Source organism: Pseudomonas sp. GL-B-19, assembly GCF_019956415.1.
Taxonomy (GTDB): Bacteria; Pseudomonadota; Gammaproteobacteria; order Pseudomonadales; family Pseudomonadaceae; genus Aquipseudomonas.
In genome coordinates, this window is record NZ_JAHBDK010000064.1 from 162,795 (window position 1) to 175,370 (window position 12,576).

The 12,576-nt window shown below is 58.5% G+C and carries 9 protein-coding genes; 7 read left to right on the plus strand and 2 right to left on the minus strand.

Going from position 1 to position 12,576, the window contains the following annotated elements:
* The first annotated feature begins 117 nt into the window (after positions 1 to 117).
* The 6 genes from KGB06_RS23725 to KGB06_RS23750 are packed head-to-tail and all read left to right on the plus strand — an operon-like array spanning position 118 to position 7,368.
* Complete coding sequence (locus KGB06_RS23725; protein ID WP_223520077.1) at positions 118 to 1,875, plus strand: carbamoyltransferase; 1,758 nt, start codon at positions 118 to 120, stop codon at positions 1,873 to 1,875.
* Positions 1,859 to 2,989: a glycosyltransferase gene (locus KGB06_RS23730; RefSeq protein ID WP_223520079.1), complete on the plus strand. Its 1,131-nt coding sequence runs from the start codon at positions 1,859 to 1,861 to the stop codon at positions 2,987 to 2,989. Before KGB06_RS23725 ends, KGB06_RS23730 begins: the two co-directional genes overlap by 17 nt.
* Positions 2,989 to 3,885 (plus strand): antimicrobial resistance protein Mig-14, encoded by an 897-nt coding sequence (locus KGB06_RS23735; protein WP_223520081.1) that lies wholly within the window; start codon positions 2,989 to 2,991, stop codon positions 3,883 to 3,885. Before KGB06_RS23730 ends, KGB06_RS23735 begins: the two co-directional genes overlap by 1 nt.
* An 8-nt stretch (positions 3,886 to 3,893) precedes the next feature.
* Entirely contained in the window at positions 3,894 to 5,336 is a 1,443-nt protein-coding gene (locus KGB06_RS23740; RefSeq protein ID WP_223520083.1) for a PIG-L deacetylase family protein, read from the plus strand.
* Entirely contained in the window at positions 5,333 to 6,487 is a 1,155-nt protein-coding gene (locus KGB06_RS23745) for a glycosyltransferase family 4 protein (RefSeq protein WP_223520085.1), read from the plus strand. The genes KGB06_RS23740 and KGB06_RS23745 overlap by 4 nt, the downstream gene beginning before the upstream one ends.
* A complete protein-coding gene (locus tag KGB06_RS23750; RefSeq protein ID WP_223520087.1) occupies positions 6,484 to 7,368 on the plus strand; it encodes a glycosyltransferase in 885 nt (294 codons plus the stop codon). The genes KGB06_RS23745 and KGB06_RS23750 overlap by 4 nt, the downstream gene beginning before the upstream one ends.
* Before the next feature lie 62 nt (positions 7,369 to 7,430).
* Here the strand turns inward: KGB06_RS23750 and KGB06_RS23755 are convergent, their stop codons facing one another.
* On the minus strand, positions 7,431 to 8,648 hold the full coding sequence (locus KGB06_RS23755; protein ID WP_223520088.1) for an acyltransferase family protein: 1,218 nt from the start codon (positions 8,646 to 8,648) through the stop codon (positions 7,431 to 7,433).
* Complete coding sequence (locus KGB06_RS23760) at positions 8,648 to 10,510, minus strand: bifunctional O-antigen ligase/aminoglycoside phosphotransferase family protein (protein ID WP_223520090.1); 1,863 nt, start codon at positions 10,508 to 10,510, stop codon at positions 8,648 to 8,650. The genes KGB06_RS23755 and KGB06_RS23760 overlap by 1 nt, the downstream gene beginning before the upstream one ends.
* A 156-nt stretch (positions 10,511 to 10,666) precedes the next feature.
* On the opposite strand from KGB06_RS23760, the gene msbA reads away from it, so the two are divergent.
* Positions 10,667 to 12,469, plus strand: a complete 1,803-nt coding sequence (gene msbA, locus KGB06_RS23765) for a lipid A export permease/ATP-binding protein MsbA (protein ID WP_223520092.1) — start codon at positions 10,667 to 10,669, stop codon at positions 12,467 to 12,469.
* Positions 12,470 to 12,576 lie beyond the last annotated feature (107 nt).

Sequence of the window (12,576 nt, forward strand, 5' to 3'; positions counted from 1 at the left end):
CTTGCCGCTGCTTTTAAGCTATAATCCCGCCCTTTAGCTGTCTCTCGCTGCTTGTGAGGGCACATTAATTTTTGAGGCGCTTGTCGCCTGCATGCAGACTAAAGAGGCTAGACCCCTGTGGCATTGACGATTCTTGGCCTGTCCGGCGCCCTTAGCCATGATCCTTCCGCAGCCTTGTACATCGACGGCAAGCTGGTCGCGGCGGCTGAAGAAGAGCGCTTTGTGCGCGATAAACATGCAAAGAACCGCATGCCCTACGAATCGGCGAAGTTCTGCCTGGAACAGGCGGGCATCAAGCCATCCGACGTTGACGTGGTCGCGATTCCATTCGCCCCGATCAGCCTGTTCGGCAAGGCTCGCTGGCAATACGCCAAGCGTTACTGGTACGCCCCGGACCGCGCCCTCGACGCGATCCTGATGGGCAACCGTCGCTACAAGCGCTATCGCAACAAGATTGTCTGGTGCCTTGAACAACTGGGCTTCGATCCGAAGAAAATCAAGATCGAACCGGTCGAACACCACCTGGCTCACGCCTCCAGTGCTTACCACTGCTCCGGTTTCAAAGAGAAAACCGCGATCCTGGGGATCGACGGCAAGGGTGAGTACGCCACGACCTTCTTCGGTTACGGCGAGAACGGCAAGATCCACAAGATCAAGGAATTCTTCGATCCGGACTCCCTCGGCGGCCTGTATGGCGCGATCACCGAGTTCCTCGGTTTCGATATGCTCGACGGTGAGTTCAAGGTCATGGGCATGGCGCCGTACGGCGACGCCAGCAAATACGATTTCTCGCGCCTGGCTTCGTTCGAAAACGGCGAGCTGGTGATCAACACCGACTACGCCAACGTGATCGGCCTGCGTCGTTACAAAGAGAAGGGCAAAGGTTACTACTTCTCGCCGAAGCTGATCGAGTGGCTGGGTCCCAAGCGCGAAGGCGACATCGCCGACGAACCTTACATCCACTACGCTGCGAGCATTCAAGCGCTGTTCGAAAAGATCTCGTTGCAGATGATCGACCACTACCTGGGCGACGTGCTCAAGGAAACCGGCAAACTGGCCTACGCTGGTGGCTGTGCGTTGAACGTCAAACTCAACCAGAAAATCATCGCTCGCGATGACGTCAAAGAGCTGTTTGTACAGCCTGCATCCGGTGACGCCGGCACCGCAGTCGGCGCGGCTGCGTATGTGTCTCACGCCCGTGGCGTGCCGGTCGAGAAAATGGAACATGTCTACCTCGGCCCGTCGTACACCAACGAAGACGTGCTCGCTGCCTGCGCCCGTCACCCGAGCAAACCGGTCTGGCGCAAGCTCGACAACATGCCGGAAAACATCGCCAAAATCATGGTCGACGGCAATCCGGTCGCCTGGTTCCAGGGGCGCATGGAGTTCGGTCCGCGTGCCTTGGGTGGTCGTTCGATCATCGGTTGCCCTAGCGCCGTCGGCGTGGCTGACCGTATCAACCACCAGATCAAGTTCCGCGAGCGCTGGAGGCCTTTCTGCCCGTCGATGCTCGACACCGTTGCTCCGCAGATGATCAAGATCGATCACCCGGCACCGTTCATGACCTTCACCTTTGAAGTGGCTGAAGAGTGGAAGACCCGCGTGCCGGAAGTCGTCCACGAAGACGGTACGTCCCGCGCCCAGGTGCTCAAGCGTGAGTACAACCCGCGCTACTACGACATGATGAAAGCGCTGGAAGTGCTGACTGGCAATGGCGTGTCGCTGAACACCTCGCTGAACCGTCGTGGCGAGCCGATGATCTGCTCGCCGACCGATGCCCTGAACATGTTCTTCGGTTCCGATCTACAGTACTTGATCATGGAAGACATCCTGGTGGTTAAAGAGGGCGCGGACGCATATGACTCGCTCGGCTGAACGCCATGTGTTGCAGTTCTGTCACGGCTATGACGGCCCGTTTCTGGACTGTGCCCGGCAGTACGCCAGCCTGTTCGCGGGGACTGGCTATCGAGTGACCACGGTCTTTCTGACCGGGGCCGCCGACAGCGACGTCGCTGCGGGCTGCGCTTCCGATGAAGTGCTGTTCATGGAGTACAGCTCCAAGGCCATTCGTGGCCTGAAGCTGGGCGCCATCGGCGATCTGCGCAAGATCGCCGCCTCGCGTAACTTCAGTTTCTGCATTGCCCACCGTTTCAAGCCGATCTACATCGCCTTGCTCGGCACCTCGCTGCCGGTCATCGGTGTGCATCACGCGTTTGGCGATTACCAACGCGGCACCCGCAAACTGTTCGCCCATATTTTCCGTAAGCGTCTCAGCCTGCTCGGGGTCTCCGATGCGGTGCGTGACGACATGCGCAGTTGCCTGCCGAAATGGCCGGCCGGGCGGATTCAGACGCTCTATAACCGTATCGATGTGCCGGCCATGCAGACCAGTCAGGTCTCGGCTCGCGAAGCCCGGGAAACCCTGGGTCTGTCAGCGGATGCCTGGATTGTCGGCAATGTCGGGCGGCTGCATCCGGACAAGGACCAGACCACGCTGCTGCACGGTTTTGCCCTGGCATTGCCGCAATTGCCGGCCAACAGCCAACTGGTGATTCTAGGTAGTGGTCGGCTGGAACAGGACCTCAAGGAACTGGCCCGCGAACTGGGTATTGGTGATCGGGTGCTGTTCCTCGGCCAAGTGCCGGACGCTCGTCGCTACTTCCGTGCCTTCAATGTGTTTGCCTTGAGCTCCGATCACGAACCTTTCGGTATGGTGCTGCTGGAAGCCATGGCCGCTGGCGTGCCGTTGCTCGCGACCGCTTGTGGTGGCGCGAGGGAAGTCGTTGAAGGGGTCGGCATCCTGTTCCCGTTGGGCGATGCCGAGCGTCTGGCTCAAGGGCTGCAACATCTGGCCGCGATGGACGAGCAGCAACGTCATCAATGTGCCGAGATGATGCTCGACCGTTTGCGTGAGCACTTCTCCGACCGCGCGGTGCGCGATGCTTTCTGGCATTTGCCACACGTCACAGAACTGGCACCGAGGGGCTGATGCTCAACCGATTTCAAGGCTGGCGCGAACGTGGCTGGACGCTGGTCGACGCCTCGACTTATGCACAGGCCTGGCAGCGTTTTGGCGGTAGCGTCGCGACTCATCCCATGGTGGTTGAGCGCCTGGCGCAGTTGGCCGAGATCCCGGTGCGTTACCTGGCCTGGGAGCAGAAAGGTGAAGTGAAAGCCGCCATCCCGACCTGGGGGCGCGATCTGGCGCTGTCCAAAGACGTGCTCAAGCGCCGTGGAAAAAAAGGCTTGTTCGACCTCGGCAATGCCGAGGTGATTCTGCCGGCTGCCGCCGATGCACAAGCTGCGCTGCGCCATCGCGGACGTTATTTGTCGGCACTGAGCGAAGGCCGATTCACCGATATCAAGCTACAGGCCGAACAACTGGCCATGGCGCGCACGCCCGAAGAACTGTCGAAAAAATTCCGCTACAACCAGCGCCGTGAATTGCGTCTGCTGGAAGAAGCCGGTGGCGTTGTGCGTCCGGTCTCCGAGTTTTCCAGTGCTGAGCTAGCGGCGATTTATTGCGACCTGTTCCAGCGCCGTTGGGGTTTCCCGGCCACGGGTGCCGAGCGCATGGGCGAGGTGGTCGAACTGCTGCGCGACTTGCTGATCGGCTCGGTGATCTTCCTCAACGATGCCCCGATCGCCATTCAACTGGTCTACCGCGTTGAAGCGCCGGAATGGATCAGCGTCGAATACATCAACGGTGGCGTCGATCCTGAAACCCGCGAGTTCAGCCCCGGTAGCGTGCTGAGTTTTCTCAACACCCAAAGTGCCTGGGAACACGCTCGCGCCCTGGACAAGCCTTTGCGGTTTTCCTTCGGTCGTGCCGACCGGGAATACAAGGACCGCTGGTGCAATCCTGTGCCGGTTTTTACCGTGTGAGTGAACCCATGAGCCGCAAACAGCAACTGCTCAAGCGCCATCGGCGCAACAAACGTATCAGCCTGTTGATCGCGCTGATGCTGTTGATTGCCATCGGCGTGCTGGTGGCCTGGTGGTTGCCGTTGGTGTGTGCGGTGCTGGGCTGGATTGCCCACGAGGCCTGGTTCGCTGACCACCTGTTTTATTCCCCAAAAGACGATTACCGATACAGCTTCCCGCCCTACACCCCACAACCCAAGGTGCATCTGGACGGCGAGCGCTTGCGCCTGGACGAAGGCGTGATGCTGGTCGACGACGCCACGCTGGTGTTGGCGCTACGGGTGAAAAGCACCTGGCTGGGGCGCTTTATCGACCCGTTGGTGGAGTTGTCGGGTGGTGACAATCCGGACCGGCAAACCTTTGAGCGCGGCGCGAATGGCCTGCGTTACCTGAACCTCAGTGGTCAGGCGCAAGTGCTGTCGCGTGGTGAGTTGCGCCTGCGTGGACGCTACTGCCGCCTGTTCGGCGAGCCGGTATTGTGGGCACTGGAACAACCCGACTTCCGCCGGCAACGGGTGATGGTGATCGCTCCCCACGCCGACGACGCCGAGCTGGCTGCCTATGGTTTGTACAGCCAGGCCGATGAAGCCTGGATCGTGACACTGACGGCCGGTGAAATCGAAGCCGAACACTACCAACAGATCGGCCTGAACAAGGTCGAGGCGTCGCGGCTCAAGGGCCGTTTGCGCGCTTGGGACAGCATTGCCGTACCGCGTTGGGCTGGTGTGCCGCAGGCTCATTGCGTGCAGTTGGGTTACTTCTGTCTGCAACTGGCAGCGATGCAGGCCGCGCCGACGCAACCGGTCGGTTCGCGAGAAGCGGACATGAGTGACACTCGGCTGTTTCGCGAGTTGAATCCATTTGCCCTGCCGGGCGATGCCGACGGTGCGCCGACCTGGAACAACCTGTTGGCCGATCTGCGTGCAGTACTGCTGCGTGCGCGCCCTGACGTGATCGTACTGCCGCACCCGACCCTCGATCCGCATCCCGATCATATCTGTGCCCAACAAGCGGTTCTCGAAGCCTTGAAAGGCCTGGAATGGCAGCCGACCACACTGCTCGGCTACGCCAACCATTTGCACGACAACGACCGCTGGCCAATGGGCGATGCCGGTCATGGTATCGCGTTGCCGCCAGCCTTCGACGCGGCGACGCCAATGCAGCCTTGCTGCCTGCCGCTGTCGCTGGACCTTCAGCGCGACAAAGCCATGGCGTTGGGCATGATGCATGACCTGCAACCGTCGATGCCGTTCAAGCGACGCCTGCGCCGATTAATCCAGCGGCTACTGGCCAGGCGGAAGCCGCCGGCCTACGGTGAAAACGAATTCTTTCGCAAGGCCGTTCGGCGTCACGAGCTCTTGTGGATACTCAAGCACACACCAATCAACGCTTCGCAGCGGGGAGAGTTATGAGCCAGCGGCTAAAGGTTCTGCAATTGCAGCCTGACTACAACGTCAAAGCCCATGATTTTGCCGACCTCGCGGAGCAGATCGTCAAGGCGCTGCCCGGTGATCGCTACGAAGTGACGGCGGCGTTCCTGCGCGGCAAGCCCGGGCCAGGTGAGGCTATAAGCCGGGCGGACCGTTCGGTGTACTTCGAGTTTTCCGACAAGTCCCTCAAAGGCATGCGCTTGCGGGCGATGTGGACGCTGTACAAGTTTTGCCGCGCGGAAAAATTCGACGTGGTGATCTGTAACCGCTTCAAGCCCGTGAACATGATGCTGACGCTTAACCGTTGGTTGAAAGTGCCGCTGTGCATCGGCATTTCTCACGGTTTTGGTGAGTACGACCGGTTTTACCGGCGCCGCCAGACCCAGCGCCTGATCGATCGTCACTGGCGTTTTGTCGGCGTGTCGCCGGCGGTCAAACAGTACCTGTTGGACTGCGACTGCGGTTTTACCGATCAGAATACTTACGCGATCACCAACGCCATCGACATTGAGCAGGCCGAAGGTTTGCAACATAGCCGCGAGCGTGCCCGCGAATTGTTGGGGATCGATCCGTCGGTGCGCTTGATTGGTGCTCTGGGGCGTCTTGTACCGGTCAAGGGTCACACCTATCTGTTGCAGGCGTTTGCCGCGCTCAAGGACAAGTACCCGAACACACAGTTGGCGATCATTGGTGCCGGCCGCGAAGAGTCGCGCCTGAATGCCGAGATCGAACGCTTGGGCCTGACCGGGCGCGCACACCTTCTGGGCTTCAAGGAAATCGCCTTGCAGTACATTCGCGCCTTCGACATCTGGACCATGCCGTCCCTGGCTGAAGGCCTCGGGTTGGCGCTGCTCGAAGGCATGAGCGGTCATTTGCCGGTGATTGCATCCAACGTGCCTGCCATGCTGCCGCTGATTGAAGGGGCGGGGGGGGTGGCGATTACGCCCAAGGAAGTGCCGAGCCTGGTCGCAGCGCTGGATAACTACCTCGGGCTGTCGGATGTCGAGCTCAAGGCCAAGGGCGAGCAGGCCTTCCGTTATCTGCAGGAACAACACGACATCGAGGTGTTCCGTCAGGAATACCTGAGCCTGATTGACTCCGGCCTGGAACAGGCCCGCAAGGAACAACCATGAGCGCCGCGCAACCTCTCGTCACGGTCATCATTGCGTCGTATAACCACGCTCGCTACATCGAGGAAAGCATTCTCAGCGTCCTCAACCAGACGTATAAGAACATCGAATTGTTGGTGGTCGACGACGGTTCCAGCGACAACAGCGTTGAACGGATCAACGCTTTGCAGGCACAACACGGTTTCGATTTCCGGGTTCAACAGAACCAGGGGCTGACCAATACCCTCAACGGTGCCATCGCCCGTTCAAAGGGCAGTCTGATCGTGCCGTTCGGTTCTGACGACATCATGCTGCCAGAGCGCATCGCCACTCAGGTGGAGCACATGGATGGCAAGCCCGAGGTTGGTATCTGCGCCGGCAATATCGAGCTGATCGACGCCGACGGTAATCTGTACCCGGAGAAGCGTCAGCGTCGTGATGTGCCGTTTCGTCGTCTGGATTTCGATGACATGTTTCTGGAGCGCAAACCCTATCCACCCGCCCCGACCCTGATGATCCGTCGGGAGGCGCTGGATAAGGTGGGTGGGTTCGATCCGAACATTCGCCTGGAAGATTTGCTGATCGAACTGAAGGTGACCCATGCCGGTTACTTTATCGATGGCCTGAATGTGCTGATGGCGCGCTATCGCAAACACGCCACCAACTCTTACAAGAACCACCGCTTCATGATCGACAGCATCCTGCGTACCTACGCGCTGTTCAGCGACCATCCACTGTACGACGAGGTTCGCTACAAGTTCCTCAGCTCAATGTTCCTCAAGACCGCCAACCGTGACCGCAAGCTGGCCCGCGAACTGCTGGCGCAGATCCCGTTCAAGGCCTGGAACAAGAAGACCTGGCGCGGTCTGGGGCGGCTGTACTTCTCGCCGCTGGAAAAAGACTGACCCAGCCTCCATGCGCCTTATAGCCGCAGGCTTCGCCAGCAGCTACAAGGTGTGCGTCAGCTTCAGCCAGCGATCTTCTCCGTCAGAATCCTGTTGGCTTGATTGCCTTGGCGCAGCCACAGCAAGGCCTTCTTGCCGGCCGTTATGCCCGGTTTCTCAATGTACAGGAACGTCAGGCTGCTGATGATGATCAGCAGGCAGCTGCACAGGGCCAGCAGCGGCAGAAAGGTCCAGATGTCACGCGCATCCAGATCAAGCACCAGCGGCAGGCGCTGGATGAACACCCACAGCACAAAGCCGTGCAGTAAATAGGTGCTGTAGCTGATTTCGCCGAGCCAACGGATGCTGCGTGGTTTCAGCGCACCGAACAGGGTGTTTCCGGACGCCACAATCACGAAAAACAACGACATGAGCAGCAGTGGCTTCGGGCTGAAAGCACGGTTGAATGCCGTGAAGGCAATTGCCAATGCCAGCAGCGCGATAATCCCCGCCATTCGAGTCTGACCCCAGGCCACCAGTTTCGGTTGGCGAACCCAATACGCAGCGCCGATGCCGCCGAGAAAGCTCGCGAGAAAATGTTTTTTCAGCGAGTGCTCCAGGCCGACCAGTTCATACAGTGCGTAAATGCCGATCAGGCACAACACCGTTTGCTTCCAGCTGCCTCGGTAGATAAACACCAAGGCGGCGAGGGGCAATGCCAGATAGAAAAATACCTCGTAACCCAAAGTCCAGGTGACGTTGGAGATCAGCACGCCGGTTTGGTAGTACTGGTTGACGTCCGGCCGGTCGAAGGTCAGCCAGGCCAGGATCTGGCCGAAGAACTGGATCCCTGAGTCCTTGAGTTCCCAGTTCTGCAGGTAGAACACCGTGACAAACACGATCAGCATCAGCGGCAAGTACAACGGGTACAGGCGAAACAGCCGCGATACTGCAAAAGCCAGCCAGTCGTGTTGACGTCCCTGGGTGAGTAATCGATTCCAAAACAGGAAAGCGGTGATCATGAAAAACAGCGCGACACTGCCTTGGCCAAGTTGTGAGTAGAAATTGCTCGGCGGAAAATCAAACACACCCGTGCGCAGGAAGATCAAGGTAATGATCGCATGGTGTACGAACACGCCGAACGCCAGATAACCGCGTAGCCCATCAATGCTGGCATAACGGCTTTCACTGGAATGTTCGATTTGACGGGCGATTTTCGGTACGGCGCGTAACAGCAGGGCGCCGGTCACAATGGCCAGCAGATAAGCTGCTAGCGCAATGAGAGGATTGGTTTCAGTCATCAATGAGCCTTGACCGGGGAGCTCCCGGTCAGCACTAGTCTGTGCAGGTTATCAACAGCGGACTTGGATGCCGTCATGGCATAGCCCTGAAGCAGTGCTTCAAAGTGTTCCTGGAACAGCCAGCGCTTGTCTACGGTGTAACGCTGCATATGGCGCAGGTTGCGCTGACGCAGGGCCAGGCTCAACGAAGAAGGGTAAATGCGCAGGTCGGCCACATCGATCAAGCCGAACTCTCCATCTTCAAGCACCAGAACGTTGCCCAGGTGCAGCGAACGGAAATAGACGCCCTGTTCATGCAGTTGAGCCATGAACTTGCCGAATCGCTCCACCAGCGCCTCACGCACCGCGGGTGCGGTTATGCCTTGCAAGACCTGGCGCAGCGTATTGCCGGGCAGCGGTGAATAGTGCACGGCGCTGCTGCCGTCTGCCAGGCGATAAAGGTCAAGAATCGGCGGGGTCGCAAACCCCATGTTGCGCAGCTGCTCGCTGTTGACGGCAAAGCGTTCGGAGTAGGGGTTGAAACTGCCTGAAGTGTACCAGCGACGGCAGCGGAACAGCTTGAGGAAGCTGCCATCGAGCAGGCGCAAGACTTTGGGGCCCAGGCCATCTTCTTCGATCACCTGCGCATTGGCGGTCAATTGTTGCTGGGCCGTTGGCGTCAGTGTCTTGATGGGCATCGCCAACAAGCGTCTGGCGCGTTGATTAATGCAAAGCGCGGCGATCAGCGCCAGCGGAATCCAGAGCAGAAACCAGTGCTCCTTCGGCCGGGAGATGATGCCGCCGCCCTCGGTCAAGCCTGCGCCGATGCCGAATATCAGCCAGGTCGAGGCGATGATGAACAGTGGTTGCACGCGATTTCGCCAACTGCTGAGCAAACTCCAGGCCTGGAAAAACAACCATGGCAGCAATCCCACAACACCGACGTAAAAGAGCACGCCCAGGACAAAGCTGTGGGGCTCCTGAAAGCTGACGCCGACGCCGGGGTCGATGGCCAGGTTGGCGCTATAACCATGACCGATCCATGGGTGATCGGCTATTTGATTGATAGCCAGTTGCCAAATTTCGAAGCGATAAGAATCGCCGCGTTCGATGATCATTCGCGCAAACAGCACATAAAGCGCGGCGCCGCTGGCAACCAATGCGCCCAGCAATATGACGGAGCGGCGGTTCCAGCAAATGAAGCCCAGCCAGAGCCCCGCCATCGTCAGTGCAGCCAGAGGCGTTCTGGAGCCAGTGGCGATCACGGCGGCAAACATGATTGCCATCGCCGGAAGACTCAACCAGAGCATCAGGCGGCGCTTGCAGATCATGCTCATGCTCAGCCAGTAGGCAGCATAAAAGCCATAGATGTGAGAACTCAGCAGTGGGTTGTCGAACGCACCGCCACCGATCAAACGCATACCCGGCTCGTACATGCGGGCGAAAACGAACAGGTTATGGACGGTGCCGACCAGTCCGATCAATGCCGCGGCGAACAGCAGGGGGTGAATGATTTCGCTGCGATAGCGCACCAGCAAGTAGCAGCCAGCGAACAGCATCAGGATATGCAGCGGTGCTTTGACTTGACTGGAGAAGCTTTCCTGTCCCGGTGCCCAGGACAAACTCACCAGCGCCCAGGCCGCGAACACCACCACGGCAATGAAGATCGGCTCGCGGCACAATTCTTTGAGTTCGCGGGGACGCAGACACAGGGCAATCAGCACCGGAATGCTGAACAGGCCATAATAAAGTTTGTGGTGCAGACTCCGGCCCGGCAAGAAAAACAATGCGCATAGAAGCAAGAGATAGCCAAGTGGAAGAATCCAGAGGCAGATGAAATCGAAAACTCGATTTGACGCACTATTGAAACCGCTGAGTTGCATACTGAGAGATTCAATCCTGAAGTTGATCGGGCATTCCGGGGTGATGGCTATTTGATACTTAATTCGATGCCTAACAATAACAGCCTTTAGTCGATTGCCAGAACCCTGAAGAAGCTGTGCTAAAGTCAGCGTCCTTTTTATCGACAAACGCGTGATATGGCCGACTCCAGTCTCTCCGCAAGCCCATCGAGCTTGAAAATCTACTTCCGCCTGCTCGGCTATGTCCGGCCGTACATCAGTCTGTTTCTGATCAGCATTGTCGGCTTTTTGATTTTCGCTTCGACCCAGCCGATGCTTGGTTACATTCTCAAATACTTTGTCGATGGCCTGTCCAATCCTGAGGCAGTGCTTTTCCCCTCTGTGCCTTACCTGCGCGACCTGCAACTGTTGCAGGCTGTGCCGCTGCTGATCATTCTGATCGCCGCGTGGCAGGGGCTGGGATCATATCTGGGCAACTACTTTCTGGCCAAGGTTTCCCTCGGGCTTGTCCATGACTTGCGGGTGCAGTTGTTCAATAACCTGCTGGTTTTGCCCAATCGCTATTTCGACAAGCATAACTCGGGTCATCTGATTTCGCGTATCACCTTCAATGTGACGATGGTCACCGGGGCGGCCACAGATGCGATCAAGGTCGTAATCCGTGAAGGCATGACAGTGATCTTCCTGTTTGCCTCGCTGCTGTTCATGAATTGGCGCCTGACGCTGGTCATGATCGCCATCCTGCCGCTGATCGCCATCATGGTGCGCACCGCGAGCAAGAAATTCCGCAAGCAGAGCAAGAAAATCCAGGTGGCCATGGGCGACGTGACCCACGTGGCGTCGGAAACCATCCAGGGGTATCGCGTGGTGCGCAGCTTTGGCGGTGAAGTCTACGAAGAGAAGCGTTTCTTCGCAGCCAGTCAGGGCAACACCGACAAACAACTGCGCATGACGCGCACCGGTGCCATTTACACGCCGTTGTTGCAACTGGTGATCTACAGCGCCATGGCGGTGTTGATGTTCCTGGTGCTGTTCCTGCGCGGCGATGCGTCGGCTGGTGACATGGTTGCCTACATCACCCTGGCCGGCCTGTTGCCCAAGCCGATCCGCCAATTGTCCGAAGTCAGCTCGACCATCCAGAAAGGTGTGGCGGGTGCCGAGAGTATTTTCGAACAGCTGGACGTCGAGCCTGAAGTCGATACCGGCACCGTGGAGCGCGATGCCGTCAGCGGCCGCCTGGACGTGCGCAATCTGAGCTTCACCTACCCTGGCACCGATCGCCAGGTACTCAATGACATCAGTTTCTCGGCCGAGCCTGGGCAAATGGTAGCGCTTGTCGGACGGTCCGGCAGCGGCAAGTCGACCCTGGCCAACCTGATTCCACGCTTCTACCACCACGACAAGGGCGAGATCCTGATTGATGATGTTGAGGTGGAGGATTACAAACTGCTGAACCTGCGCAAGCACATCGCCCAAGTGACCCAGCATGTGACGTTGTTCAGCGACACGGTGGCCAATAACATTGCTTATGGCGACCTGGCTGGCGCACCTCGTGACGCGATCGAAAGAGCCGCGAAAGATGCCTACGCAATGGATTTCATCGCGCAGTTGCCCGAAGGCCTGGACACCCAGGTCGGCGAGAATGGTGTGCTGCTGTCCGGCGGTCAGCGCCAGCGCCTGGCCATTGCACGGGCCCTGTTGAAGAACGCACCGTTGCTGATTCTCGACGAAGCCACTTCGGCGCTCGACACTGAATCGGAGCGCCACATTCAGGCGGCGCTGGACCAAGTGATGAAAGGCCGGACCACGCTGGTAATCGCTCACCGTCTGTCGACCATCGAAAAGGCTGACCTGATCCTGGTGATGGATCAGGGCCGGATTGTCGAGCGCGGCACCCATGCCGAGCTTCTGGCGCAAAACGGTTACTACGCCCGCCTGAACGCCATGGGCCTCGACGCTCCGACTGAAGACATCGCCTGACCCTCGGCATCCGTCAGTTTTAATGACAGTCTGAAAAAAATGCAGCCTGAGGTTCTTTGAACCTGACCAGGCTGCTTTTTTTTGCTTTTTACGACCTCGTTCATGCC